This is a genomic window from Ruegeria sp. YTSC002 (genome assembly GCF_059609845.1).
Genome location: NZ_JBXWML010000014.1, coordinates 1 through 26,361 on the forward strand (window position 1 = coordinate 1; position 26,361 = coordinate 26,361).

Sequence of the window (26,361 nt, forward strand, 5' to 3'; positions counted from 1 at the left end):
GATCCGTCCGGTGTTGTTCCGGCCGCCCGATTTGGTCAAACCCTCAGTGAGAGACTTGACCGGACGTCCTTTCCAAAGCTCCGAACGGTCGATCAGCACCAGCCCGCGCTGGCCCGGCGTCGTCGGCTTGTACGACTTGAGTGCCATGCTTTCTGTCTTCCGTTTAGCAAGTGCGAGGGGGTTCCCCGCTATGTGAGAGGCCCCCGTAGGTGCCAAGGGTATAGGGCCCCGAAGGTCCCCGGTTCAAAATATCTAAGGCCCCGGAACGAATCCGAGGCCGCAAGATTGGGTGCGTTTAGCAGTGTTGGGGCCGGGTGACAAGAGAGAGTGTCAAACTTCTTCTGTGGCCGTGAATACCACACCCTGGCCGAACGCGTCGTGGTTAACGGCCGGGAATCTAACCGAGTAATGCAGGAGCTGTCGCTGGAACTTAGAGAGCGGGAACAGGACCTGACAGAAAAGATTGAAGCCGTTTCCTGTGAGCTTTGGTGCAGTGAACCCCGATCGGAAGGTTCAGAGACCGGGCTTATAGGTGTCGGGTCGGAAGGTTTCGCGGAAACCGATCTGGCAAAGTGCTGCCCCTGCAATCAGTCCAATGTATTTTATATAGAGCCGCTGTAGCCGGGGGGTCTGATTCATGTGCGGGCTGGGGAAGCACCCGACCGATTGGCCGTATTTGTCAGTCCATCGCGATATTCGTGCAGGGCGGGTTGATCCGGAATGGAGCGAGGGCGTCACCGAGGACATGTTCGGAGAGCCGTAGGATGGGGCTGCTTAATGTCAGGCCAAGTTTGTGGGCCGGGCTTCAGCCCGGCCTACTTGCGTGGGAGTGATAGGTGCGAGCACCCATCGTACGCTTGCTGTCATAGGTGTTTTATTCGTAAAGCTCTGCAATCCTGGCTTGGTCTATATATCGGGTAAAGCCAGTGAGATATTCGTTAACAGCCCTGTCCTGAGCCAACTCAAGCGCGGCAATTCTTCCGAGAGCTTCAAACGCTTTTTCCAGCGCAATGTCGCCGTCTTGCTTTAGTGCTGCACGAGTCTCTTCCATGCATTGATCAAGAAGCAACTTTGTGAAGACATCAGCCACGTTACTCTGAACGTCCTCGCTGGAGCCTTCTTTGGCCGAAACAACGGATGAGACGTCAGGGTGGTTCGAATAGCCAAGAACCATCCATTGGATCAACTCTATTCGATCTTGACCAGTGCTTTGCTTGACAAGGCAATCGGCCATCTTTTGGGTCGCTGGTCCGGCTAACGCACTGCTACAAGTTGTGGCAAATACGATTACGGAGAATACCCTTGAAAATGAGTTTAACATATATGCGTCCTTGTTTGGGTATTGCTGGGTGAGCGAATGCGCCTAACCAGCTAGATCTATTGGTATGATTCACCTCAACAAAGTGGGCAAATCTTATGGTTGTTTGACAAGCCGTGCCATGTTTACTACCGCGCAAACTTCTTATGCTTCAACCGCTTGGGCTCCAGCGCGTCGGGTCCCAGACGGCGCTTTTTGTCCTCTTCGTAATCCTCGAAGTTGCCCTCGAACCACTCCACATGGGCATCGCCCTCGAACGCCAGAATATGCGTACAGATCCGGTCGAGGAAGAAACGGTCATGCGAGATCACCACGGCGCAGCCGGCAAAATCGACAAGGGCATCTTCCAGCGCGCGCAGGGTTTCGACGTCCAGATCGTTGGTCGGCTCATCCAGCAGCAGGACGTTGCCGCCCTCTTTCAGCAGGCGGGCCATGTGGACGCGGTTGCGCTCACCCCCTGACAGCAGAGAGACCTTTTTCTGCTGGTCGCCGCCCTTGAAGTTGAAGGACGAGCAGTAGGCGCGGGAATTGACCTGCGCGTCGCCCAGTTGGATAATCTCGGCGCCGCCGGTGATCGCCTCCCACACGGTGTCGTTGTCGTTGAGGTCGTCGCGCGACTGATCGACATAGGACAGCTGCACCGTATCGCCGTATTCGATGGTGCCGGCGTCGGGCTTTTCCTGGCCGGTGAGCATTTTGAACAGGGTCGATTTACCGGCGCCGTTGGGGCCGATCACGCCGACGATGCCACCGGGCGGCAGGCTGAACGAGAGATTTTCGATCAGTTGCTTGTCGCCCATGTGCTTGGCCAGCCCATTGACCTCGATCACCTTGCTGCCCAGGCGCGGGCCGTTGGGGATGACGATCTGAGCGCGGGTCAGTTTTTCGCGCTCGGACTGTTCGGCCAGCTCGTTATAGGCGTTGATCCGGGCTTTGGACTTGGCCTGACGCGCCTTTTGACCCTGACGCATCCATTCCAGTTCGCGCTGTAGCGTCTTCTGCTTGGATTTGTCCTCGCGGGCTTCCTGCTCCAGCCGCTTGGCCTTTTGTTCCAGCCACGAGGAGTAGTTGCCCTCGTAGGGGATGCCGCGGCCGCGGTCCAATTCGAGAATCCAGCCGGTGATGTCATCCAGGAAGTAGCGGTCGTGGGTGACGATCAGGATGGTGCCTTTGTAGTCGATCAGGTGCTGTTGCAGCCAGGCGATGGTCTCGGCGTCCAGGTGGTTGGTCGGTTCGTCCAACAGCAGCATGTCGGGCGCTTCTAGCAGCAGCTTGCACAGCGCCACGCGGCGTTTCTCACCACCCGAGAGGTTGGCGATATTGGCGTCATCCGGCGGGCAGCGCAGCGCCTCCATCGAGACATCGATCTGGCTGTCCAGATCCCACAGGTTTTCCGCGTCGATCGCGTCCTGAAGGGTGGTCATTTCCTCCATCAGCTCGTCCGAGTAGTTCTCGGCGATCTCCATCGCGATCTCGTTGAACCGGTCGACCTTGGCCTTTTTCCCGGCCACGCCCAGCATGACGTTTTCGCGAACGGTCAGGGATTCGTCCAGTTGCGGTTCCTGCGGCAGATAGCCGACCTTGGCGCCCTCGGCGGCCCATGCCTCGCCGGTGAAGTCGGTGTCGAGTCCGGCCATGATCTTCATCAGCGTCGATTTACCGGCGCCGTTGACGCCGACGACACCGATTTTCACGCCGGGCAGAAAGCTGAGGTGGATGTTTTCAAAGCACTTCTTGCCACCGGGATAGGTCTTGGAGACACCCTGCATGTGGTAGACATATTGATAGGCGGCCATGTCGCGTCCTCTGGGTCGGGGAAATCAGGTTGGACGGTGTGATAGCGGATGGTTGGGGTGGGGGCAATCCGCTGCACATCAGTGACATCACATTCATTCAAGTTTAAAGACGTCCGCATAGTTCCTAAGAAGATAATACAGTTCACTCCGGTCAAAACTGTTAAGATATGAGTGCACTTCGTTGCCGAAGTACTCGGACCAGAACTCGGTTTTCAATTGTTCGGAAAAACAAAGAAACCAAGCGACGCTGAGAGTCTCGATATCGTTCTTATCTGCTTCTGGTGGATAGATCGGCCTAATCGTCCGTGCCAACTCTTCCCAGGTTAGTCGGTCTTCGCGGATCAGATGGATGATCTTGGGAGCAAATGCTTTGAAGAACAATATGCCAACCAACAAGTAGTGGCGATATTCCCCCATACCCGGCGACGCCAAGGGTGTTGTCGCGATTAGCCGCGCAAACTGCTGGATGCCTCGAAGTGACAAGTGAGCACTATCGGCTAAGTGTTTCAAGTATGTTTGACCAATTTCGACGTAGTAATCGCCCTCGATCTGCATTTGTTTGCTGAGGTATTCATAGTAATTCAAATAGACAGAACGCATATTCCGATTTGTCAGCTGGTTTTGAAGGCGAAGAGACACAGACAAGAACTTTTGAAGGTAAAGAGGGGCGTCTACGTCTTGCCCGTAACGAGCTCGAGTTCCGTTTTCAAATTCCCTCAAGTTCACCCCAAAAATGAAATGTACTCCGTCTACGTTGAAGAAGTGTTTTACGATTTCAAGTAACGAAAGTGCATAGTCAGGGCGGCATCGATCCAACTCATCAATCACAACAACGAGCTTTCGAGTTGGTGCTTCTTCGCCGTCCGGTTTGGTCAATCCCACCAAAGCTTGCCTGAACCCCGCCATCGCCGCGCGTTTTCCGTTTTCTCTTTGCCAGAATTCGGCCACAGCCCCGTCGAGCTCGCTGGAAACAGTGTTGATAGCGGCATCCGCCAATTCGTCTGCTTTTGTCACAAGGCCCGCTGTCGCCACTGAAACCCCCGTGCGCACGAGCGCTCGCCCGAGAGCAGGGGCGACCTGTTTGGCTTTTTTCCAAGCTGTTTGAGCCGATGTGTCATCAGCCTCATCGAACCGTTCGGCAATCGCTCCGGTCAAGGCAATCAAAGGATCGTCTAGAAAGTCATGCTTGAAAGCATCGAAATAGACGGTCTGTGTCGTGTTCTTTTCGCGCTTCAGATGCTCACCAACCCAACACTTCAAAAAGAACGATTTGCCGGACCCCCACGCTCCGTCCAATGCGATCACAAGAGGGTCGTCGATACGCTCGACCAGTTCCGACAGTTTGTCACCGGTGGGTTTGCGCGAGAGTTTGTCGTGCTTATCAAACCCGTCTTGGTAAAGCGTGATCTCAGGTTCGGGGATAGTCAGGCGCATGTTTGGCTCCAATTCACAAATCAATCAGCGCTACTATTAGCGGCTGCCTTGCGAAGGGCCAGACTGCTAGATGAGGGGAGGTGCGAAAATCTTGGAGCCATCGATGTCCTTGAAAGATCTCATTGCCGGTTGGGCGCAGCCGGGACGTGTCGAATGGATCGGGCTGCGGCTCGAGCGGCGGTCGGAGATGGCTATAGTGGACGCGGTCACGATCTCTGCCAAGGGGCTTGATGGTGACCGCGCCCGCGTTGGCAAGAGGGCAGTGACTTTGATCCAGCAGGAGCATCTGGCGGCGATTTGGTCGTATCTGGGGCAAGGGCCGGTTTCGCCTGAAATCCTACGGCGCAACCTGGTGGTTTCGGGGATCAATCTGACGGCGCTCAAAGGACGCGAGGTGCAGGTGGGCGAGGCTATTTTGCGATTTACAGTGATCTGTGCGCCATGCAGCCGGATGGAAGAAGCGCTGGGCAAGGGCGGCTATTCCGCCGTGCGTGGGCACGGAGGATGGTGTGCCGAAGTCGTGCGACCCGGGCGGGTTCGGCTGGGCGATGTGGTGCAACCTGTTGATTGACAACGCCCCGCAGTTCTGAACATCAGCAGGGTATGGAGCGGTACGGCATACCCTATGCGCGACCTGGGCAGGTCGTCGGTCTGTTCGGCGGGTCGTTTGATCCACCGCATCAAGGCCATGTGCATGTCACGCTTGAGGCGATGAAGGCGTTCGGGCTGGATCGGGTTTGGTGGCTGGTATCGCCGGGCAATCCGTTGAAGGAACGCGGGCCGGCCCCCATGGACAGGCGACTGTCGGCAGCACGGAATGTGATGCAGCACCCAGGGGTCGAGGTGACGGACATCGAGGCGCTGACGGGTACGCGCGCGACTGCGGATACTCTGACAGCATTGCAGCGATTGTATCCACAGGTCCGATTTGTCTGGCTGATGGGGGCGGACAATCTGGCGCAATTTCACCGCTGGAAAGATTGGCGGAGGATCATGGACAGCGTCCCTGTCGGTGTGGTCGCACGGCCCGGCGACCGGATATCCGCCCGGATGTCCAGGGCGGCGCGGGTTTATGCCAAGTACAGGATCGACGGGCAGGCGCGGCATCTTTTGGGGCGGGCGCAGGCTCCGGCCTGGTGTTTCGTGAACGTGCCGATGGTTGATGTCAGTTCCACTGAGATTCGGACACGCGGCGAATGGCGCGCGGAAGTGTTGCCGGAATAGCCTTGCCGGGCGCATAATCGCAGCGAGTGGTTGCGCGCATTTGATCTGTGGGATTTTATTTCACCTATGACTGGTCGTTTTTCACGTCGTGTGTTTCTGGGGGGATTGGGGGCATCTCTGATCCCGGTAGCTGGTCTGGCGCAGGCGCCGTTGGTCTCGCTCAGGCCGCGCGCGCGTGGTGTGCCGTTGAGTGGCGCCGAGCGTTTGGTCGCAGCCGCAGGGTTGACGGGCGAAGTTGTTTTCGCCGTTGCGGATGTGGCGACGGGGACGACGCTGGAGGTTTTTGGCGAAGGTACGGGTTTGCCCCCGGCCAGCGTCGGCAAGGCGATGACCGCGCTTTACGCGCTGGACATTCTGGGGCCTGACCATCGGTTCGAAACCCGTTTGATCGCAGATGGGCCAATTGAAAACGGAATTCTGCATGGCGATCTGATACTGGCAGGCGGGGGCGATCCGCTGTTGGACACGGATGCGCTGGCCATGATGGCGGCCAACCTGCGCGAAGCCGGAATTATCGAGGTTCGCGGAGCCTTCAAGGTCTATGACGGGGCGCTGCCCTTCGTGTTCAGTATTGATCCCGGACAGCCGGATCATGTGGGGTACAGCCCGGCGATCAGTGGGATATCGTTGAATTTCAATCGGGTCCATTTCGAGTGGAAGCGTGCCGGTAAGGGTTATGATGTGACCATGGATGCACGCAGCGCGCGCTATGTGCCGGCAGTGGATGTGGCAGCCATGCGGGTCGAGAACCGCAGCTTGCCGATCTATACGTATCAGCCAAGCCCGCGTCAGGATCGCTGGACCGTGGCCAAGGGCGCGTTGGGCAATGGCGGGGCGCGCTGGCTGCCAGTGCGCAAACCGGCATTGTACGCGGGTGATGTGTTTCGCACTTTGGCCCGATCCAATGGAATCGTTCTGAATCGGGTGCAGGTGACACGAGAGGCGCCAAAAGGTGTCGACCTTGTCGTGCATCGCAGCGATCCATTGGACAGTATTTTGCGCGGGATGCTGAAATACTCAACCAACCTGACGGCCGAGATGGTCGGATTGGCCGCAACCAAAGCGCGCGGCATTGACCCGCGGAACCTGGCAGAGTCGGCGGCCGAGATGAATCTCTGGGCGGCTCAGAGCTTTGGCGTGAACGGGATCGCGATGGTCGATCATTCCGGTCTTGGCGATGCCTCGCGTATGGTGCCGGCGGATCTGGTCGCGGCCCTTGTCGCGGCCCGGAAAATGGGCGCATTGCGCCCATTGATGAAGCCATTTGCCTTGACGGATCGCAATGGACGGCCGGTCAAGAACCACCCGATCAAGGTCGATGCCAAGACAGGGACATTGAACTTCGTATCCGGGCTGGGCGGTTTCCTGACAACGGCGGACGGGGTTGATCTGGCTTTTGCCATTTTTACGGCGGACGTGGCCCATCGCGCCAAGATCTCACGCGCACAACGTGAACGGCCTGAAGGTGCGCGCAGTTGGAACCGCAGGTCGCGGAAACTGCAACGGGTCTTGCTGGAACGTTGGGGCGCACTCTACGGAAGCTGAAACCTGTAGATTGCCCGGATCAGACCGTGTGGCGTGCGCGCGCCCCGCGTTCGATTGCGGCGGCATGCAGACGGTCGATATTCAGCTCGTACCGGATTTCTTCCAGCAGGCGCAGTTCCGTTTCGGCCAGCGCACCATCGGCAGCCGCAACATCGCAAGCCAGAGCATAGGCCGTTTCGTTCAGACGCTCGGGCAGGTTTTCACGGATCAGGCCAAACAGCGCATCCAGCCCGTCTTCCTGTTCGAACAGGTCAAAAACAACCTGCGATACGCGACGGGTCCGATCACTGTCGTATCCTGCAAAGACCGGCAACATGTTGACGGCAACTTCGATCTTGACCAGCTCGGCGGTTCGGATGTTTTCGTCAGAGGCCGAGACTGCAACCATGATCGCCACAAGGCAATCCTGCGGGGACATCGGGTGGGGCACTTGCTCGGTCATGGGATGGTCCTGATTGGGGTTGTTCGAAGACGCACGATATGAGCGCAGCGGGTCAGGTTCAACACCTTGTTTCATCCACCCCGTGCGATCAGGTGTTCATGACCATCATTCCCGAAATCAAAAGCGCAGCCCCCAGCCAGTAGCGCAGCCCAAGTGTTTCGCCGAAGAAGACGTGCGAGGCAAGTGGCACAAGAACGAAACTGAGGGCCATGAAGGGGTAGGCCTGGGACAGTGTCAGAAACCGCAGGACATACACCCACAGCACCGTTGCCGAGCCATAGATGGCAAAGGCTGTCAGAAGGAAAGGATCGAAAAGCGTCTGGATGAGGCCCGCCAATCCGGAGGCTTCGCGCCCATCAATCCGATTTCCTGCCAGTTTGAACAGGATTTGCCCGGCTGAGATCATGACTGGTGTGCAAAGCAACCCAGCCCAGACCATTGTCGTGGGGGCGGGCGGGGTCATCCTTGTTGTTCCGGTTCCGGTTTTTCCTCGGGGCGGTCTTCACAGTAATAGATGTCGCGCCCCAGATCTTCGCAGACATGGATGTCCGGGCTGGGATGCACGGCACGCAGAAAGCTGTGTGTGTATGGGAAAAAGTTGAAATGTGGATTGAAGGTGAACCTGCTTTCGCGTTCACGCGGGACGACGATAATGACGCGTTTTCGCGCGACACGACGCAGTTCAGCGATCGCTTGCCGGTAGTCCAGAAGATGCTCGATCACATGGGTGCAGATGACGGTGTCAAAGCTGTTGTCTTCAAACGGAAGCTCTTCGATCCGGGCGGCGACATAGTCGATATTGTCGATGGCATCCGCATCATCGACGACGAAATCCACCCCTGTCAGCTGCGTGATATCCGGTCGGGCGGCTTTGATGCGTTGCAAAAGAACTCCGGTGCCGCAGCCGATATCGCAGATGCTTTGCCCAACGATATCCCTTGCTATCCGCTTGATGCAGGCTTCGGAATTGTCGGTGCCCTGATGCACGCGCGGATGATCGCGGTAGAGTTTTTCGTATTCGTCATCCGTCAGGTAGGTTGCGCGTTCACGGAATTCGGCAAGGCGCGTGATATGGTCGCCCCAAACCCTGCATGCCAGCCAATGAAAAGCGGCGCTGTCACGCAGGATGGGCGGCACGATATCTTCGAGTACAAAGCGTATACGGTTGGTGGTTTCGCGTCGCATCCCGTTTCCTCTGGTCCGGGGAAAACCCCCGTGTCGCCTTTGTCTAACACCGCCCGGTAAGCGTGCGAAACAACCAGGTCAAGTTTGCGCCCGCGCCCGTGTCTTTTTTGTTTCGGGGAACAATCGAACCGCCATTGTGGCCTGAGCAAGGCTGGCCGGTGAAAATGCAGCGCAAATATCCCCGACAGAGTGTTTGCGGGCCCAAAAACGGTTTCCCTACCGGCCCGAGGACGACTGTTTTTTGGCGCAGTGTGTCGCGAATTGCGCCACTGCTTTATTGACTCATGCTGCACTGGCACAATAGGAGGGGCCGGTCCGGTTGCATGGGGTGACCGTGACATTTTCCCCGATGGAGCACATTGAAATGTCTGAACTGCGTGAAACCGCGATGTCGTCCAAGGCCTGGCCTTTTGAAGAGGCGCGCCGGTTGCTCAAACGCTATCAGAAAGGTGCTCCGGAAAAGGGGTATGTGCTGTTCGAAACCGGTTACGGCCCGTCGGGCCTTCCACACATCGGTACGTTCGGCGAAGTTGCGCGGACCACGATGGTCAAGCGCGCGTTCGAGGCGCTTTCGGACATACCGACCAAGCTGATCTGTTTTTCGGACGATCTGGACGGGATGCGCAAAGTGCCCAGCAACGTGCCCAACCCGGAGGCGCTTGAAGAGCATTTGCAGCGCCCGCTGACTTCGGTTCCCGATCCGTTTGGCGAATACCCCAGCTTCGGCGAGCACAACAACGCGATGTTGCGCCGGTTCCTCGATACGTTCGGATTCGACTATGAGTTCTATTCGGCACGCGATTTCTATCGGTCAGGCCAGTTCGACGAGATCCTGAAGCGCGCGGTCGAGCGCTATGACGACATCATGGCCATCATGCTCAAAAGCCTGCGGGAAGAACGCCAGCAGACCTATTCGATTTTCCTGCCGATCCATCCGGAAACCGGGCGGGTTCTGTATGTGCCGATGAAGAAGGTTTGCGCTGAGACCTATACCGTCACATTCGATGACGAGGACGGCAAGGAATGGACCCTGCCCGTGACTGGCGGCAACGTGAAACTGCAATGGAAGCCGGATTTCGGGGCGCGCTGGGCAGCGCTGGGTGTCGATTTCGAGATGTACGGCAAGGAACATGCGACCAACGAAAAGATCTATGACGCGATCTGCCGTGCATTGGGCGGCCGCGCGCCCGAGCATTTTTCCTATGAGCTGTTCCTAGATGAGAATGGCCAGAAGATCTCGAAATCGTCCGGCAATGGTGTGTCGATCGACGAATGGCTGACCTATGCACCGACCGAAAGCCTGGCGTATTTCATGTATCAAAAGCCCAAAACGGCCAAGCGGATGCATTTTGACGTGATCCCGAAGGCTTATGACGAATATCATCAACAGTTGCGCGCCTATCCGGGGCAGGACCTGAAAGCTCGGTTGAACAATCCGGTCTGGCACATTCATGGTGGCGACGTTCCTGAATCGACCCTGATCGTACCGTTTGCGATGTTGCTGAACCTGGCGTCGGTCTCGGGCGCGGAAGACAAGGAGACGCTGTGGGGCTTTATTCGCCGCTATGCGCCGGAAGCAACAGCTGAAAGCCATCCCGATCTGGATCAGGCTGCGGGCTTTGCGGTTCGCTACTTCAACGATTTCGTCAAACCAACGCGCAAACACCGCGCACCTACGGATCAGGAGCGTGAGGCGCTGGAAGCGCTGAAAGCCGCGCTTGAAGCTTATGATGGCCCGGCCGAGGACGAGGCGCTGCAATCGGTGGTCTATTCCATCGGGCGTGAGAGGTTCGACCCCATGCGCGGTTGGTTCACCGCGTTGTACGAAGTGCTTCTGGGTGCATCGCAGGGCCCGCGTTTTGGCGGCTTTATCGCGCTGTACGGTGTGCCTGAAACAATTGCCCTGATCGACAAGGCTTTGACCGGAGAGCTGACCTGATTTGACCTGATCCCGTATGGGGCTACTCTTTTTTGCAGGAGGTGGCCCCATGCGTCGATTTTTGCTTGCTGTATCCCTGAGTGTCGGGCTGGGGTCGGGCGCATTTGCGCAAAACGCAGAGATCGAAGCAAACATTTCGGCGCAGATACAGGCCTTCAAGGCGGATGATTTTGCCACGGCCTTCACCTTTGCCAGCCCCAGCATCCAGCGCCTTTTTCAGACCCCCGACAATTTCGGACAGATGGTGCGCAATGGATATCCTATGGTCTGGCGTCCAGCCGACATACGTTTTCTGGAATTGCGTGAAATTGCAGGAGCCTTGTGGCAGAAGGTGATGATCACGGATGCAAACGGGCGTGTGCACATACTGGACTATCAGATGATCCCTCTGGAAGGCGGTTGGAAAATCAACGGCGTCCAATTGTTGGGCAACGCGGACCCGGCGGCCTGAGGCAACACCACCGTCACGGTGAGATGAGCCGTGGTTAACTCTCTTTCGGTATTCAGACTGACGCGTTCGGGGCGGACCTGGACACGGGGTTTGGACGCGTCGCCAGATTGGCGCGGCGCGATTTAGAAAGGGTTTTCAATGAACAAGGCAATCACTGACGGCATCGTCTTCATGCCGCCTCAATTCGCGAATGGCCTGACCGTATGGTCTGCGGGGGACGGAACGCCGGGCTCGCCCACATATGGTGGATCCGGCACCGGGGTTTTCGTGCCTGCGGATGCCGATTTTGGTGGCTGTCTGGAGATCCTGAAAGTTCAAACTACCCAACAGCTTCGATATATGGGCCAGACGCCGATTTTGCCCGGTTGCTATTTGCAGATCAAAGCGCGGGTCAAGGCGATCAGCGGTCCTTTACCGTCGGTGCGTATAGCGGCCTGGGCCGGGGGCGCAGGTGACACGCATGTGGCAGGTGTCGTGGAGCAGGGGCCTGCAACACAGCTGTCGGGCTATGGAAGCGTGCATGAAATAACGGCGATTGTCGGAACCGGCAAGCGCCCCGGCGTGGACATGCCCTGGGGGCTGGCCGCCCTGTATGGCCATTTCGGTCTGGATATTGAGGGCGCGAATGGGGCGCTGGTGCGCGTCGACGATCTGGAGATCACGGATGTCACCGGTGTCTTCCTGCGTGAGATGATCAGTGTTGTGGATGTGCGCGACTACGGTGCCATCGGCGACGGTGTGACGGACGATTCGGCTGCGTTTGAAGCGGCCGACCAGGCGGCGGGTGGCCGTCGGGTTTACGTTCCGCAAGGGACTTATCATCTGGCCGAAAACACCAGTATGACGTCCGAAATGGACTTTGAAGGCACAGTCACCATGCCGGATGACAAGATGCTGTTGCTGACAAAGGATTTCCATCTGCCGGCTTACATTTCGGCTTTCGGAGACGAAGAACTGGCATTCAAAAAAGCGTTTCAGGCCCTTCTGAACAATTCGGATCATGACTCGCTGGATTTGGGTGGTCGCAAGATTTCCGTCACCGCGCCGATCGATATGGCAGCAGCGGTTCCCAACAAGCAGAGTGGTTTTTCAACCCGTCGCGTGATCCGGAATGGTCAGTTTGACGTCAAAAGCAGTTCGGCGTGGGATACGGAAACGTTCACCTCGACCGCGACCTATGACCCGTCCGACAAAACGCGTCTGACCAATGTCGCGAATATCGCCAACATTCCCGTCGGGTCCTATGTTGCCGGCAGCGGAGTCGGGCGCGAAATCTATGTACGGTCAAAGAATGTCGGTGCGGGTGAGATCACGCTGAGCGCGCCTCTTGTTGGGGCGTCGGGGACCCAGTCTTTCACATTCTATTCCTTCAAGTACCTGCTGGATTTCAGCGGCTTCAGCACGCTTCGGAAATTCGGCATGGAACAGATCGAATTACAGTGCAACAGCCGATGCAGCGGAATTCGATTGGCGGCCGCCGGAAGTACATTTTCGTTGAACGACTGTTTCATCAGCCGCCCGAAAGACCGGGGGATCACGTCGACCGGAACGGGGTGCAAGGGCATGCTGATCGACAATTGCCAGTTCCTGTCAGCAGAAGAATCCCTTGTCGTAACGGACCGGTATTCCATTGCGTTGAATACCAATTCAAACGATGTGAAGCTGCGCCACAACCGAGCGGTGCGTTTCAGACATTTCGCCGTTCTGGGGGGCGACAACAACATGGTTCTGGGCAACCATGTTTTTCAGGGCGATAGCATCCCGCAAGGTGTGCGTACGGCCGGTTTGATCATGATCGGCACCTACAACAGCTCCACTATCGCCGAGAATTATGTCGACAACTGTTTCATCGAATGGACCAATGAACGCGACCCGTCGCCGACCTACACGAGTGGCTTTTCGTTCAGTGCGATGAGCATCACGGACAACATCTTTTATTCCAGTCAGGCCCCGTCCTGGTTCAGTTTCATCGTCATTCGCCCCTATGGGCCCGGGCATTATCTCAACGGCCTGGTCGTGACCGGCAACAAGTTCCGTGCCACGAGCGGCGAAATCTTTCGAGCGGAACGGGTGGATACAAGCTTTGCCGACTTGAACAAAGACAGGCACACGAACGTGACCTTCCAGAACAACACGTATCATGGCGTAACCAGGAAATCCGCAAACCCGTTGAGGGTTCGCTATACGCAGAACTCGGTGTCCAATCTTTGGCCTGTCTCGGCAAACGGGCAGTTGCCTTTCGACGGCAAGGCGCGAGGCTGCGATGGGGTTGCGACGATCGGTGTGCTTTCGGGGGTGTTCAACAACCACGTCTTCAGCGCGCCTCATGTTGAGGTCGAACAGGGGGCGACAGGCGACAGTTTTCTGTTGCGTTGGCCAGAGCATGTGAAAGGTACGGCCTCGGTTCTGATGCGCATGGAACGTTAAAAGGCTGTCTGGCCACCCTGAAACGGGTGGCCATTTCACTCTGATCTGACCGTAAATGACTGACCTGGTTTGCAAGGTTGGCAGGAAATAGGCGACGTTTCATTTTCATGTGTTAGGCTTGGGACAGAAAGTGGAGAATCCCGATGCTGAAAATCGACAAAAACACCAGTGTTCAAACAGTTATCACGACCTTTGAAATGACGCCCGGCACCTGCCAGGACCTTCTGGAAGCTCTGACGGATGCCTATGCCGAGTTCATTTCGAAGCAGCCAGGTTTCGTTTCCGCCGGGCTGCACGTCAATGACGCACAAACCCGGATCGCAAACTATTCGCAATGGGAACGCCGCGAAGATTTCCTTGCCATGCTGCGCACGCCTGAAATGCGCGATCGCAACCGCAAGATCAACGAGCTCTGCAAAAGCTTTGAGCCGGTCATGTATGACGTCGCTGAGACATTCGGCAGTTCCTGACCTGAATCAAAGCCTGAAATTCAATTCTGTTTCAAAGTGAGCCTGCAAAAATGGAGGCTCACATCATGTATCACAACATTCTGGTCCCCATCTCGTTCGATGCTGAAAGAGATACATCCGGGCCTTTGAAGCTGGCCCGGATTCTGGCCACGCCAGACGCGCAGGTGACATTGTTGCATGTGGTCGAGCATATTCCCAACTATGCAATCTCGTACATGCCGTCCGAATACCTGACAGAGGCGCGTAAGGCGATTCAGACAGAACTGGATGAACTGGCATCGCAACTGCCGAATGCCAAGGGTCTGGTGATCGAAGGACATTCCGGCCGGACCATTCTGGATTGGGCCGAGGCGAACAAACCCGACCTGATCATAATTGCATCCCACCGACCGGGGATGCAGGATCTGTTGCTGGGCTCAACCGCATCTCATGTCGTGCGCCATGCGGGATGCGCCGTGCATGTGGTCCGCTGAGCGCTAGAAATCCTGTGCGGTAAGGCGGTAGGCCCTGCCAAATCCGGCGTTCAATAGGCCGTCCTGAATGGCGAACCGGACCAGTCCGAAATCGGCGAAATCGATGTAGAGTTTCGCTTTGGGCCGCCGCGTCAGGTACCAGTCGCGCAAGTCACCATAGCCTGCCGTGTCCCGGTGAACTGGCTGAGCGATCACGTGCAAGGTCAGGCGCGGATGGGTCAGCGGGTCGCCTTTGTCTGCGGACTCTCCGATCAGAAGGGCGCAGTTGGGGCAAGCGTTCAACGCGCGCGTATGTTCCGCAAGGGTTGAAATCAGCGAGATGGGGCAACCTGCTTCATCCGTGGCCAGCGCGATCCGCGAGACAGACGGCAACCCGGTGTCAGGGCGCAGAAAGGCCAGTGCGGCACATTTGGCTTGAAAGAGAAGGTCCTGTGCTTGCGAGCGCGCCGCTGTGTCGGGCGTCTGATAAGGATCGGATCGGGTCAAGATATCGGTTCGGCAGCAAAGAAAATACGGGCAGATGAGGTTCCTTGTCATCTTAAGTGCCTGAAACGGATTGCGCCATTTGTTTTACCTCAGCCGATATGGGATTGCCTCGGCTTTGCCACAAATCGACGTTAAAGATCAGACAATGCTGTTCAAGAAACCCTCGCAGGATACGCCTGATACGAAGCCGCGGTCGTCCAGACGACACCGACGCGCAGAGGCAACGCGCAGGCAGGCGTTGTCTCCGGTTCGCATTCTGGTCATGGTTCTGTTGTTGCCGCTGACCACCGTGTTGATCGCCACGGGTGTTTTTCTGCGCCTGTCTGAATTTGAGCGGGACGAGGCGGTGATCCACCTGATCGCATTGGCGGGTTGTGATGCAACGCAGTCGCTGGGGGTGGGGCCATTTTACGAAGGGCAGGCAGGTTATCACAAGCGCAATGACCCGGATGGCGACGGGGTCGCCTGTGGTTCTGCCAGCGTGCCGCGGTCAACTGCGCCGCCAGTTCACAACAGTCCTGAACCGCAACAACGGTCTCTTGGAACGGCCAAGTTCGTGCGACCCTGACGGCGGCAATTGCGAAGTTCAGAAGACCCACTCGGGACAGGACCAGTTGCCTGCGTCACCCGACTTCGGCCCGGGCGATCGGGCGTCATGTCACAGAGGGATGGCAATGCAGCGGATCAACCCCATCTCATACTGGTAGCAAAATGGGAGATCGTATGATGCAATGCCCGATTGACGGAACTCAACTGGTCATCACGGACCGAAACGGGGTTGAAATCGACTATTGTCCGCAATGCCGAGGTGTCTGGTTGGATCGGGGCGAACTGGACAAGATCATTGAGCGGTCGACAGCTTATGCTCCACCGCCTCCGCCACAATCCGGCTATGATGACCGGGCGGATCACGGCTATCGCAAGAAAAAGAAACGTGGCGGCTTTCTGGAAGATCTGTTCGATTTCTGACCCGGTCAGGACAGCTGAGCCCCGGCACATTCGCGGAAAATGCGAACCTGGGGCGCTGCACCGTCCAAGGGAAATTCAGTCACACTGTCCTGCGTAAACGCATAGGCGGTCAGGTTGTATTCCAGCCCGTCCAGCACGTTGCCAAAGCCGGTATCAGTGACTGTCAGAGACGACGAACCGTCAGACAGGACATGATGCGGAGTGGCGATTTTGATGGGGTTCGGCCCCTCGAACCGCATCGCGAACCATGGGGTATTGGTCCAACCTTCGGTCTTGCGGGTAACGGACAGGGTATAGAGCGGTTTTGCCGGGTCATAGGTCAGGAATATCTCTGCCGTGTCCGTCACGTGTGACAGGGTGCAGATTTGGCCCACCGTTGCTTCCCACGCGGCGGCGGGTGTGCCGAGGATCAGTGATAACAGGACAACGCGCATGGTGCGGAGTCTAGCGGCCGAAAGGTCCGGGGCAAGGGCTGCCTCAGCCTTTCATCGCATTCAGCAGTTCCAGCAACCCCTTGCGGTCGTCATCATCGGCATAATCGCCCGCGGCCAACCGTTCAGCGATGCGCAGGCGCAGACGCTCGTGCTGGGTGCGGACCTCTTCGCCGGCGGTTTCGGCGAGGGTTTTCATGATCACGGCCACCGCTTGCTGGCGCTTGGTGGTGGGGTTGGCGATGTAATCGACAAGGCTCTGCTGCCCGGAATCGAGGATGTTTTCGGCCAGATCGCGCAGTTGCTCGCCGTTGGGCAGCAGCGGGGCAGGGGCCTGTTCGGCCGGCAGGATCTCGGGCACGCTGCGCGGGATTTCAGTCAGGGCGTTCGCGCCATCGACGAAGGCTTCGGTGATCATGCGGGTGATCTTGATCGCGCGCGGGTCCTTGAACAGGGCCGAGGCGATGGCCACGCCGTAATCGGTATAGACCCAAGGATTGACCCGCCGCCCGCCTCGGCCCTTGGGTTTTGAGATCACATTCCGTGATTGCAAATCGGCGACCTCGGCATCGGTCAGCTGAAAGCGGTAGCCTTCAAACAGGTCGGTGTTGCGCGAGACGGCCTGGTTGAAGGCGCTGACGGATTTTCCGTAGAACTGCGCCAGATCCTCGGCCAGCACCACACGGGTGCCGCGCACCCGGTGAATGGCGCTTTGGACCTCATGCGTGCTGGGCAGGGTGTTCGGGTTCGTCATGGCAACCGTTTGGAATCACAATTTGTGATTTCAAACGTGGAGGAGAGGGCGCTGGGCTGCAAGGGTTGAGTGTGGCATTGGAAAAAACGATTTGGGATGGAGGATTTCACCCATCAATGCGCGTCATCGGAAAAGATTGGTGCAAGCACTCTTCGTGTATTCGTTGAAGAAAAAGAAACACTAAAATGATGCGGTATATCGCTAGTGCCAATTAATTCAACGGTTTCATAAAAAAGTCACCGCATCCTGGAAGACCTTTACCTCCGTCAGTACCTCTACAGTGGCGAGCGTGAGCGCTACTGTGCATTCCTGGTACAACACACCTACCTTGATTATAGAGCCGGACATAATCCGGAAACTTGACCAATTCGTAATAGATGACTCCGTCATACCATGATCGCCCTCTGCCATGGCCTCTCCGCGGAGTCCACGTATAAAGTTGAATAAGATCTTTACTGGCATGAATAATAAAAAGCGTAGCTCGATCCCCCGACGATGGGACGACCGAGGTGGTGATCACCCGCACGTTACAATAAACCAAACCATTGGGCGCAGGAATGTCTGTGTGCCATTCTTCTCCCGCTACGTTGTAGGTGAAGCTATTGATAACAGCCAATGCATCGATAGCTTTAGGGTCCAATCCAAAGTACGCAGCTGCCGCACTCAATGCGCTCTTACAAAGTCGGTCGTTGAGGCATTCAGGAACTAAATCCGAGGGGCCGCGTGGTTCCATAACTGGGTTGTATCGAAAATAGCCAGAAATAATTTCATCTGCAGCCGCAGGGGTAAAAAAAATATTAACGGAGATTAACAACCATAATACTTTCCGAAAAGCAAATTGCGAAAATTTAGAAAACACTCCAGCCTTTACCATTGCATTTAACCGATCTATCAAAAAAAGGATATTTGATAGTATAACAAAATTGGCAAATCAGAGCAATTTTTTGGCCAAATTTACTTCCGCCGCTTAACATTCCCACCCCTTTGCCCCGGCCTGCCAGCCGTTGACCGTCCGCGCGATTTCACCGCGTCTTCCGAGGCTTTCTCGACCGCCCATTGGCGCGCCATGGGGTCGTCGGCGACGGCCAGATCGACCGCTTCCAAGCGTTTGATCTCATCCCGGATATTGGCGGCCTCTTCGAATTCCAGGTTCTCGGCCGCCTTGCGCATCTTGTCGCGCAGACCGTCCAGATGGGCCTCCAAATTCGCGCCGTGCATCGGTTTGTCGATGGTGGCGGTGACGCGGTTCATGTCCACGTCGCCCTGATAGAGCCCGGCCAGAACGTCCTCGACATTCTTCTTCACCGTCTCGGGCGTGATGCCGTGTTCCTCGTTATAGGCGATCTGCTTGGCGCGGCGGCGGTTGGTTTCCTCCAGCGCGCGTTCCATGCTGCCGGTGATGCGGTCGGCATACATGATCACGCGGCCCTCGGCGTTGCGGGCGGCGCGGCCGATGGTCTGGATCAGCGAGGTTTCCGAGCGCAGGAAGCCTTCCTTATCCGCGTCCAGAATGGCGACCAAGCCGCATTCGGGGATGTCGAGCCCCTCGCGCAGCAGGTTGATGCCCACCAGCACGTCGAAAGCCCCCAGCCGCAGGTCGCGCAGGATTTCGATGCGTTCCAGCGTGTCGATATCCGAGTGCATGTAGCGGACCTTGATGCCCTGTTCGTGCAGGTATTCGGTCAGGTCCTCGGCCATGCGCTTGGTCAGCGTGGTGACCAGCGTGCGGAACCCCTTGGCCGCGACCTTGCGCACCTCGTCCAGCAGGTCGTCCACCTGCATCTCGACCGGGCGGATTTCGACCTCGGGATCCAAGAGGCCCGTGGGGCGGATCACCTGTTCGGTGAAGACGCCGCCGGTCTGTTCGATTTCCCACTTCGCCGGGGTGGCGCTGACGAAGACGGATTGCGGGCGCATGGCGTCCCATTCCTCGAACTTGAGGGGGCGATTGTCCATGCAGGACGGCAGGCGGAAGCCGTGTTCGGCCAGGGTGAATTTCCGCCGATAGTCGCCCCGATACATGCCGCCGATCTGCGGGACGCTGACGTGGCTTTCGTCGGCAAACACGATGGCGTTGTCGGGGATGAATTCGAACAGGGTCGGGGGCGGCTCTCCGGGCGCGCGGCCGGTCAGATAGCGCGAGTAGTTCTCGATCCCGTTGCAGACGCCGGTGGCCTCGAGCATTTCCAGATCGAAATTGGTGCGCTGTTCCAGCCGCTGCGCTTCCAGCAGCTTGCCCTCGCCCACCAGTTGATCCAGCCGCTGGCGCAGTTCCTTTTTGATGCCGATGATCGCCTGCTGCATCGTCGGTTTCGGCGTCACGTAGTGCGAGTTCGCATAGACGCGCACCTGTTCCATCGTTGCGGCGCGCTCGCCGGTCAGCGGGTCGAATTCGGTGATGCTTTCCAGTTCCTCACCGAAGAACGAGAATTTCCAGGCGCGATCCTCAAGGTGGGCGGGCCAGATTTCCAGGGAATCGCCCCGTACCCGGAAGCTGCCGCGCTGGAAGGCCTGATCGTTGCGGCGGTATTGCTGGGCCACCAGATCGGCCATCACCTGCCGCTGGTCGTATTCGTTTCCGACCTTCAGATCCTGCGTCATCGCCCCGTAGGTCTCGACCGAACCGATACCGTAGATGCACGAGACCGAGGCCACGATGATCACGTCATCCCGTTCCAGCAGCGCCCGCGTGGCCGAGTGGCGCATCCGGTCGATCTGTTCGTTGATCTGCGATTCCTTCTCGATATACGTGTCCGATCGCGCGACATAGGCCTCGGGCTGGTAGTAGTCGTAGTAGGAGACGAAGTATTCGACCGCGTTTTCCGGGAAGAAGCCTTTGAACTCGCCATATAGCTGCGCCGCCAATGTCTTGTTGGGGGCGAGGATGATGGCCGGGCGTTGGGTTTCCTCGATCACCTTGGCCATCGTGAAGGTTTTGCCCGTACCGGTCGCCCCCAACAGAACCTGATCGCGCTCCCCATCCAGAATGCCGCCAGCAAGTTCCTTGATCGCGGTTGGCTGGTCTCCTGCGGGGGCGAACTCCGTATGCATGACAAACTGTTTGCCGCCTTCCAGTTTCAGGCGGGCCCGAACATCTTCGGTTGTCATTTGGGTCTTGTCGGAATGGGCGTATGGCATGGGCGGGCTCCGGATCAGGCCCTTACATTTGTTCTTATTTTGTCCAACTGCAAGGGCTGATCCGGTACAAATCCCCCAGTTTCGACACTGGGCAGATACGCATCCGGATCGTGATCCGAGCCAACCTTGCCGGCCAGCGCGGCAAACTCGCCGATGAGAGCCTTCGTCATCATCGGTTTGACGGCGATCACGGCAAGGGCTTCGGTCGAGGGCATCGCCCGGATGTTCCCGGGGTTTGCGTCGACGTCCGGAGTGCGTTCGTGATGGATCATCTGTTTATCCTTTGGCTGATTGATGGAAGATCATAATAGGTCCTGATGACAGTTTCTGGCATTGGCTTGCTTCGGTGATCCGCGACAATTGTTGTCTTGTCCCGGGCCGCACTCTGACGCATAAACAGGTCCAGCCAAGTGAGTACGGAGAGGCGACATGCGCGCACGGATTTACCAGCCTGCAAGGAATGCGATGACTTCAGGGATGGCCAAGACCCGCAAGTGGGTTCTGGAATATGCCCCCGCTTCGGCACGTGAGGTTGATCCGCTGATGGGCTGGACATCATCCAACGACACGCAAACCCAGATACGCCTGAAATTCGACACCAAGAAAGAGGCGATGGATTACGCCCGGGACAATGGTATCGACGCGCAGGTCAGCGAGCCGCACAAGCGCAAACCCAACCTGCGCGCACGCGGCTACGGGGAAAACTTCGCCACCGACCGCCGTGGTCCCTGGACTCACTGAATGATCCAAATTCGCGAGGCCGACCCGACCTCGGACGTGTTGCGCCCGATTGTCGAAGCGCATTTCGCCCACAGCGAATCGGCCGGCCCTGCGGAAAGCAACCACACGATGAGCGCAGAATCACTGGCCGGACCGGGTATTCGATTCTGTGCGGTTTTCGACGATCAGCAGGCTTTGGGCTGCGGCGCCCTGAAGCTGTTGCCCGATGGCACGGCAGAGGTGAAGTCGGTGCATATCCTTGCACGGGCACGGGGGCGCGGACTGGCGCGCGTCATGATGACTCATCTGGCCGAACTGGCGCGCGCAGAAGGCGTCGAAGCATTGGTTTTGGAAACCGGGGCAGAGCATCTTCCGGAGTATGATGCCGCCCGCAAGCTTTACGAAGCGTTGGGTTATTCCTACTGCGGTCCGATCTTTGGGTACAGCGACGATCCGAACAGCGCATTCATGCGCTTGGCTCTTGAACCCCGCTCGTAAAAACCGCAAGAAGGGTGCAGCGGTCCCTTAGCTCAACTGGATAGAGCAGCTGACTTCTAATCAGCAGGTTGAGGGTTCGAGTCCTTCAGGGATCGCCATTCTCGAACGTCAATTTCAATGAACGCATCGGGCCGCAATGCGGGCCGTTTTCTTGTGGCAGTTGGGAGGGAATGAAGGGCTGGACGAGGGGGTCATGCCAGCCCTTCTAAGGGGTCACAGTGTGGTAGTGTGTGTTCCTTAACCAAGTATTAACCTGATTCACCATGTTCCGAAATTGGGGGATTCCCGTAGGACGGCCAATGCGCGGATTTCAGCGTGTGGGTTGCGGCCGGCGGATCGGGACCCGGGACCATATCGCGATTCTTCAGGGTGATTTGGGGATTGGGCCGTAAAAGTGTCAAGGTTGTGAAAAAAATATTGCAACCGGTTGCAAATGGAATCATTGTTGCGCGCAACAACAAGATTCGGGAGATCTGTATGTTGAACGTCGGATTGTTGGGTGCCGGGCGCATCGGGCGTGTTCATGCGCAGGCGATTGCATCGCATCCCGGCAGCAAACTCATTGCTGTTTCCGATGCCTTGCCCGAGGCCGCAGCCAGCCTTGCCAGCGATCATGGGGCCGAGGCGCGCAGTTCCGAAGAGATCATTGCCGATCCGGAAATCGGCGCGGTTCTGATTGCAACTCCAACAGATACGCATTCTGATCTGATTGAAGCAGCGACAGGCGCAGGAAAAGCCGTTCTGTGTGAAAAGCCCGTTGATTTGGACCTGAAGCGCGCCACGGATTGTCTGAAAACCGTCTCGGAACGCGGCAAGCCGGTCATGATAGGATTCAATCGACGATTTGATCCCAATTTTGCGACCTTGAAGGCGGGGCTGGACGCGGGTGAGATCGGTAAGGCAGAGCTCCTGTCGATCACCTCTTTTGACCCGGCGCCACCACCTGTCAGCTACGTAAAGGTGTCTGGTGGTTTGTTTCGGGACATGATGATCCATGATTTTGACATGGCGAATTTTCTGATGGGGGAGGTTCCCGAAACGATCTCGGCGGTTGGGTCCTCGCTTGTGGATGCTGAAATTGGCGCCGCTGGAGATGTGGATACAGCCGCAGTCACAATGACTTACGCGGATGGCCGCATCGCGGTAATCAAGAACTCGCGACGTGCGGCCTATGGTTATGACCAACGGGTCGAGTTGCTGGGGTCCGAGGGGTTGCTACAGGCTCAGAACATGCTGGAAAACACTGTCGTAAAGTCAACGGCGGACGGTGTCGTGGGTGCCAAGCCGACCTATTTTTTCCTGGAACGCTACATGCCTGCATACCGCGTGGAATGGGCCGCCTTTGTCGACGCAGTTGAACGTGGATCCGAAGTTCCGGTCACGTTGAAGGACGGTGTTGCGGCGCTGGCGATGGCCGAGGCCGCAACCCTGTCGGCGCGGGCAGGAAAACCGGTTCGAATGGAGGAAATTTTGAAACCGGTTGCAAAATGATCGAAATTCTTCAAACTGACATCAGCTCGGCCCAGCGCCGCAGCCACTGAGATTCGGCACAGCCGGATGATTGGGGCCGGTACCCCGACAGAAGATCAGACTGAACCATTGGGAGGAAACTGAAATGAAGAAATTCGTTAAAGGCGCGCTTGCTGCCGGGGCACTGGCCTTGGCCACACCTGCATTTGCGCAGGAAATCGTGGTCGTGTCGCATGGCCAGGCCAATGACGCATTCTGGAACGTCGTGAAAAACGGCGTTGAGCAGGCCGGAAAAGATGTCGGTGTGAACGTGGAATATCGTGCACCTGAGACCTTTGACATGGTTGCCATGTCGCAGCTGATCGACGCCGCCGTGAACCAGGAGCCTGACGGACTGATCGTCTCGATCCCGGATGCCGATGCGCTTGGCCCCTCGATCGAACGTGCGGTTGCCGCCGGTATCCCGGTGATCTCGATCAACTCGGGTGCGGAAGTGGCCAAGGAACTGGGCGCTCTGCTGCATGTGGGTCAGGACGAATATGATGCGGGCAAGGCGGCTGGTGAAAAGCTGGCCTCGATGGGTGGAACCAATGCGATCTGTGTCAACCACGAGGTCGGCAACGTGTCACTTGACCTGCGCTGTGAAGGCTTCACCGAAGGGTTTGGCGGTAAAGTAACCGTTCTGCCGACCTCGAACGATCCGTCCGAGATCGAGTCCAAAGTTGCCGCAGCGCTGGCCGCTGACGAAAGTGTCGATACCGTTATGGCGCTGGGCGCGAGCTCGGCCGGCGAGCCTTCGGTCGCCGCGGCCAAAGCCTCGGGGCGGGATTTGAATGTTGCCTCGTTCGACCTGTCGGCCAACTTCCTCCAGTCAATCGTGGATGGTGACGCGGCCTTTGCCATTGACCAGCAGCAGTACCTTCAGGGCTACCTGTCGGTGAACTTCATGGGTCTGCACGCCAAATACGGCCTGATGCCGGGCGGCGACGTGCCTTCGGGTCCGAACCTGATCACTCAGGACAAGGCCGCACAGGTCATCGAACTGTCCGCGCAGGGTATCCGCTGATTTCGGCGCGATCCGACAAACAACAGGATCGGCGCCAACGCGCCGGTCTCACCGAATTGGGAGGAAACCATGAGTGAATCAGCGCCCGTCCTGTCGGACGAAAGGGTCAAGAAAGAACCGTTCCTGACCAAACTGATGAAAAGACCCGAGCTGGGCGCCATTGCAGGGGCGGTTCTGGTATTCGTGTTCTTTGCGATCACCGCAGATGAATCGATGTTCACTCTTGCCGGTGTCATGAACTTCATGACCCCTGCGGCACAGTTGGGTATCCTGGCGATCGGTGCGGCACTGCTGATGATCGGTGGAGAGTTCGACCTGTCGATCGGATCGATGGTCGCGTTCTCGGGGCTGTTTTTCGGCGTCTGCGTCGTGACCTGGCAATTGCCGCTGATCTTTGCCATCCCAATGACATTCGTATTTGCGGCCTGTGTCGGTGCGGTCAACGGCAATATCGTGATCCGTTCGGGCCTGCCTTCGTTCATTGTAACGCTGGCGTTTCTGTTCATCCTTCGTGGCCTGTCACTGGTGGGGCTGAAAATGGCGACAGGCGGTTCGACCCAACTGCGCGGCGTGCGCGACGCGGTCGAAAACGACTGGCTGGCCCCCTTCTTTTCGGGCGAAGCATTCGGCAGCCTGTTCGCATGGCTGGCCGCCAACGGCATGATCGATACATTCAAAAGCGGCGCGCCCAAGGTCCCGGGTATTCCGGTCGAAATCCTGTGGTTCATCGTCATTACACTGGCGGCGACCTACGTGCTGCTGCGTACCCCGGTAGGGAACTGGATTTTCGCCTCGGGTGGTGACAGCACGGCTGCATCCAATTCGGGTGTACCGGTGAACCGCGTCAAGGTTTCACTGTTCATGCTGACGGCGTGCTGTGCCGCCCTTGTGGCGATCATTACCGTCATGGACGCAGGCTCGACCGATGCGCGGCGGGGGTTCCAGAAAGAATTCGAGGCGATCATCGCCGCGGTGATCGGCGGCTGCCTGCTGACCGGCGGATACGGCTCGGCCATCGGGGCTTTCTTCGGCTCGATCATCTTTGGAATGGTCGTCATCGGCCTGACCTATACCGACTTTGATCAGGATTGGTTCCAGGTCTTCCTGGGTGCCATGCTGTTGATTGCCGTTCTGTTCAACAACGCGATCCGCAAGCGCGTAACCGGGGAGCGCTGATATGACCGAAGACACCAAGTTCCACCATGGCGATGCCGTCGATGATCAGGCGCCCATCGTTCAGATGAAAGACATCGAAAAGCACTTTGGCAATATCATCGCACTTGCTGGCGTCAGCTTTGACGTCAAGCCCGGGGAATGCCATTGCCTGCTGGGCGACAACGGCGCGGGCAAGTCCACCTTCATCAAGACCATGTCCGGGGTGCACAAACCCACCAAGGGCGAGATTTTGTTCGAAGGCCAGCCGTTGCATTTCGACACGCCGCGTGACGCGATGGAAGCGGGCATCGCGACCGTGTTTCAGGATCTTGCGATGATCCCGCTGATGAGCGTGACGCGCAATTTCTTCATGGGGCGCGAACCCACAAAGGGCAAAGGGTTGCTCAAGCGGTTCGATGTGGATCATGCAAACGAAGTCTGCATGGAAGAGATGCGCAAGATGGGCATCAATCTGCGCGCGCCGGATCAGGCGGTTGGTACATTGTCAGGCGGCGAACGTCAGACGGTGGCCATCGCGCGGGCGGTGTATTTCGGCGCCAAGATCCTGATCCTCGACGAACCGACCTCGGCGCTTGGTGTGCGTCAGACGTCGAATGTTCTTGCCACGATCGACCGGGTGCGCAGCCAGGGTGTCGGCGTGGTTTTCATCAGCCACAACGTGCGCCATGCGCTGGCGGTGGGCGATCGTTTTACCGTACTGAACCGCGGCAAAACACTGGGCACTGCCAAACGCGGTGAAATCACACCCGAAGAGTTGCAGGACCTGATGGCCGGCGGTCAGGAAATGGCCGAGCTTGAGGGATCACTGGGCGGTACTGTTTAAAGCAAAACACACGGATGCCCCCACGGGGGCATCCATCGGGCGGTGGCACCTGACGCCACTCTGATTTCAGGCTCTGGTAAAAGGCCTGACACCTTCGCAAATGAGAAAACCCGCGGACCGCCGACA

At 57.5% G+C, this 26,361-nt stretch carries 28 protein-coding genes, 1 tRNA gene and 1 pseudogene; 17 read left to right on the forward strand and 13 right to left on the reverse strand.

Features of this window, described 5'->3' with window-relative positions; all coding sequences use genetic code 11:
- The 4 genes and pseudogenes from rplB to AC2FFD_RS19530 all read right to left on the reverse strand — a co-directional run.
- Positions 1-147 (reverse strand): annotated as a pseudogene (gene rplB / locus AC2FFD_RS19515) (50S ribosomal protein L2); the annotation flags it as partial.
- Between the two features lie 727 nt (positions 148-874).
- Positions 875-1,321 carry a hypothetical protein gene (locus AC2FFD_RS19520; protein ID WP_496873892.1) on the reverse strand — a complete coding sequence of 149 codons (447 nt, stop codon included), beginning with the start codon at positions 1,319-1,321 and terminating at the stop codon, positions 875-877.
- A gap of 125 nt (positions 1,322-1,446) precedes the next feature.
- Positions 1,447-3,114 (reverse strand): energy-dependent translational throttle protein EttA, encoded by a 1,668-nt coding sequence (gene ettA, locus AC2FFD_RS19525; protein WP_496873893.1) that lies wholly within the window; start codon positions 3,112-3,114, stop codon positions 1,447-1,449.
- A 93-nt stretch (positions 3,115-3,207) separates the two neighbouring features.
- A complete protein-coding gene (locus AC2FFD_RS19530; protein WP_496873894.1) occupies positions 3,208-4,548 on the reverse strand; it encodes a KAP family P-loop NTPase fold protein in 1,341 nt (446 codons plus the stop codon).
- A gap of 103 nt (positions 4,549-4,651) precedes the next feature.
- On the opposite strand from AC2FFD_RS19530, the gene AC2FFD_RS19535 reads away from it, so the two are divergent.
- From AC2FFD_RS19535 to dacB, 3 genes are all read left to right on the forward strand, one after another.
- Positions 4,652-5,119, forward strand: coding sequence for an MOSC domain-containing protein (locus AC2FFD_RS19535; protein WP_496873895.1), 468 nt, complete (start codon positions 4,652-4,654; stop codon positions 5,117-5,119).
- Between the two features lie 32 nt (positions 5,120-5,151).
- On the forward strand, positions 5,152-5,772 hold the full coding sequence (locus AC2FFD_RS19540; protein WP_170347363.1) for a nicotinate-nucleotide adenylyltransferase: 621 nt from the start codon (positions 5,152-5,154) through the stop codon (positions 5,770-5,772).
- Positions 5,773-5,838: 66 nt separating this feature from the next.
- Complete coding sequence (dacB, locus tag AC2FFD_RS19545; RefSeq protein ID WP_496873896.1) at positions 5,839-7,317, forward strand: D-alanyl-D-alanine carboxypeptidase/D-alanyl-D-alanine endopeptidase; 1,479 nt, start codon at positions 5,839-5,841, stop codon at positions 7,315-7,317.
- A 19-nt stretch (positions 7,318-7,336) separates the two neighbouring features.
- Here the strand turns inward: dacB and AC2FFD_RS19550 are convergent, their stop codons facing one another.
- The 3 genes from AC2FFD_RS19550 to AC2FFD_RS19560 all read right to left on the reverse strand — a co-directional run bounded on the left by AC2FFD_RS19550 (position 7,337) and on the right by AC2FFD_RS19560 (position 8,944).
- Positions 7,337-7,759 (reverse strand): tellurite resistance TerB family protein, encoded by a 423-nt coding sequence (locus AC2FFD_RS19550; RefSeq protein WP_170347312.1) that lies wholly within the window; start codon positions 7,757-7,759, stop codon positions 7,337-7,339.
- Between the two features lie 88 nt (positions 7,760-7,847).
- Positions 7,848-8,222: an EamA family transporter gene (locus tag AC2FFD_RS19555; protein ID WP_496873897.1), complete on the reverse strand. Its 375-nt coding sequence runs from the start codon at positions 8,220-8,222 to the stop codon at positions 7,848-7,850.
- Positions 8,219-8,944 carry a class I SAM-dependent methyltransferase gene (locus AC2FFD_RS19560; protein ID WP_496873898.1) on the reverse strand — a complete coding sequence of 242 codons (726 nt, stop codon included), beginning with the start codon at positions 8,942-8,944 and terminating at the stop codon, positions 8,219-8,221. Before AC2FFD_RS19560 ends, AC2FFD_RS19555 begins: the two co-directional genes overlap by 4 nt.
- A 364-nt stretch (positions 8,945-9,308) precedes the next feature.
- Here AC2FFD_RS19560 and AC2FFD_RS19565 point away from each other — a divergent pair, with 364 nt between their 5' ends.
- The 5 genes from AC2FFD_RS19565 to AC2FFD_RS19585 all read left to right on the forward strand — a co-directional run bounded on the left by AC2FFD_RS19565 (position 9,309) and on the right by AC2FFD_RS19585 (position 14,704).
- On the forward strand, positions 9,309-10,883 hold the full coding sequence (locus AC2FFD_RS19565) for a lysine--tRNA ligase (protein WP_425080025.1): 1,575 nt from the start codon (positions 9,309-9,311) through the stop codon (positions 10,881-10,883).
- A 49-nt stretch (positions 10,884-10,932) separates the two neighbouring features.
- Positions 10,933-11,334 carry a DUF4864 domain-containing protein gene (locus tag AC2FFD_RS19570; protein WP_257600018.1) on the forward strand — a complete coding sequence of 134 codons (402 nt, stop codon included), beginning with the start codon at positions 10,933-10,935 and terminating at the stop codon, positions 11,332-11,334.
- A 138-nt stretch (positions 11,335-11,472) separates the two neighbouring features.
- Positions 11,473-13,761, forward strand: a complete 2,289-nt coding sequence (locus AC2FFD_RS19575; protein ID WP_496873899.1) for a glycosyl hydrolase family 28-related protein — start codon at positions 11,473-11,475, stop codon at positions 13,759-13,761.
- A 143-nt stretch (positions 13,762-13,904) separates the two neighbouring features.
- On the forward strand, positions 13,905-14,231 hold the full coding sequence (locus tag AC2FFD_RS19580) for an antibiotic biosynthesis monooxygenase family protein (protein WP_170347317.1): 327 nt from the start codon (positions 13,905-13,907) through the stop codon (positions 14,229-14,231).
- A gap of 65 nt (positions 14,232-14,296) precedes the next feature.
- Positions 14,297-14,704, forward strand: a complete 408-nt coding sequence (locus AC2FFD_RS19585) for a universal stress protein (protein ID WP_170347318.1) — start codon at positions 14,297-14,299, stop codon at positions 14,702-14,704.
- Positions 14,705-14,707: 3 nt separating this feature from the next.
- On the opposite strand, the gene AC2FFD_RS19590 is transcribed toward AC2FFD_RS19585, so the two are convergent.
- Positions 14,708-15,190, reverse strand: a complete 483-nt coding sequence (locus AC2FFD_RS19590; protein ID WP_496873900.1) for a HugZ family pyridoxamine 5'-phosphate oxidase — start codon at positions 15,188-15,190, stop codon at positions 14,708-14,710.
- Between the two features lie 262 nt (positions 15,191-15,452).
- Here AC2FFD_RS19590 and AC2FFD_RS19595 point away from each other — a divergent pair, with 262 nt between their 5' ends.
- Positions 15,453-15,758, forward strand: coding sequence for an excalibur calcium-binding domain-containing protein (locus AC2FFD_RS19595; protein ID WP_496873901.1), 306 nt, complete (start codon positions 15,453-15,455; stop codon positions 15,756-15,758).
- 158 nt (positions 15,759-15,916) lie between these two features.
- A complete protein-coding gene (locus tag AC2FFD_RS19600; protein WP_170347365.1) occupies positions 15,917-16,159 on the forward strand; it encodes a TFIIB-type zinc ribbon-containing protein in 243 nt (80 codons plus the stop codon).
- Positions 16,160-16,164: 5 nt separating this feature from the next.
- On the opposite strand, the gene AC2FFD_RS19605 is transcribed toward AC2FFD_RS19600, so the two are convergent.
- The 5 genes from AC2FFD_RS19605 to AC2FFD_RS19625 all read right to left on the reverse strand — a co-directional run bounded on the left by AC2FFD_RS19605 (position 16,165) and on the right by AC2FFD_RS19625 (position 20,754).
- Entirely contained in the window at positions 16,165-16,593 is a 429-nt protein-coding gene (locus tag AC2FFD_RS19605; protein WP_496873902.1) for an excinuclease ABC subunit B, read from the reverse strand.
- A gap of 43 nt (positions 16,594-16,636) precedes the next feature.
- Entirely contained in the window at positions 16,637-17,344 is a 708-nt protein-coding gene (locus tag AC2FFD_RS19610; protein WP_496873903.1) for an ORF6N domain-containing protein, read from the reverse strand.
- 211 nt (positions 17,345-17,555) lie between these two features.
- Positions 17,556-18,218, reverse strand: a complete 663-nt coding sequence (locus AC2FFD_RS19615; RefSeq protein WP_496815986.1) for a hypothetical protein — start codon at positions 18,216-18,218, stop codon at positions 17,556-17,558.
- 80 nt (positions 18,219-18,298) lie between these two features.
- Positions 18,299-20,482 carry an excinuclease ABC subunit UvrB gene (gene uvrB / locus AC2FFD_RS19620; protein WP_496873904.1) on the reverse strand — a complete coding sequence of 728 codons (2,184 nt, stop codon included), beginning with the start codon at positions 20,480-20,482 and terminating at the stop codon, positions 18,299-18,301.
- 14 nt (positions 20,483-20,496) lie between these two features.
- Positions 20,497-20,754, reverse strand: a complete 258-nt coding sequence (locus AC2FFD_RS19625) for a hypothetical protein (RefSeq protein WP_496873905.1) — start codon at positions 20,752-20,754, stop codon at positions 20,497-20,499.
- A gap of 157 nt (positions 20,755-20,911) precedes the next feature.
- On the opposite strand from AC2FFD_RS19625, the gene AC2FFD_RS19630 reads away from it, so the two are divergent.
- From AC2FFD_RS19630 to AC2FFD_RS19660, 7 genes are all read left to right on the forward strand, one after another.
- Positions 20,912-21,223 carry an ETC complex I subunit gene (locus tag AC2FFD_RS19630; protein ID WP_152459136.1) on the forward strand — a complete coding sequence of 104 codons (312 nt, stop codon included), beginning with the start codon at positions 20,912-20,914 and terminating at the stop codon, positions 21,221-21,223.
- Complete coding sequence (locus tag AC2FFD_RS19635; RefSeq protein ID WP_496873906.1) at positions 21,224-21,700, forward strand: GNAT family N-acetyltransferase; 477 nt, start codon at positions 21,224-21,226, stop codon at positions 21,698-21,700. It abuts the gene before it with no gap.
- A 21-nt stretch (positions 21,701-21,721) separates the two neighbouring features.
- Positions 21,722-21,798, forward strand: a tRNA-Arg gene (locus tag AC2FFD_RS19640).
- A 379-nt stretch (positions 21,799-22,177) separates the two neighbouring features.
- Positions 22,178-23,191: an inositol 2-dehydrogenase gene (iolG, locus tag AC2FFD_RS19645; RefSeq protein ID WP_496873907.1), complete on the forward strand. Its 1,014-nt coding sequence runs from the start codon at positions 22,178-22,180 to the stop codon at positions 23,189-23,191.
- Between the two features lie 124 nt (positions 23,192-23,315).
- The gene (locus AC2FFD_RS19650) at positions 23,316-24,236 is read left to right on the forward strand and encodes a sugar ABC transporter substrate-binding protein (RefSeq protein WP_171638033.1); all 921 of its coding nucleotides are present in this window, start codon (positions 23,316-23,318) and stop codon (positions 24,234-24,236) included.
- 69 nt (positions 24,237-24,305) lie between these two features.
- The gene (locus tag AC2FFD_RS19655; protein ID WP_171118992.1) at positions 24,306-25,412 is read left to right on the forward strand and encodes an ABC transporter permease; all 1,107 of its coding nucleotides are present in this window, start codon (positions 24,306-24,308) and stop codon (positions 25,410-25,412) included.
- A gap of 1 nt (position 25,413) precedes the next feature.
- Positions 25,414-26,235, forward strand: a complete 822-nt coding sequence (locus AC2FFD_RS19660; RefSeq protein WP_152459131.1) for an ATP-binding cassette domain-containing protein — start codon at positions 25,414-25,416, stop codon at positions 26,233-26,235.
- Positions 26,236-26,361 lie beyond the last annotated feature (126 nt).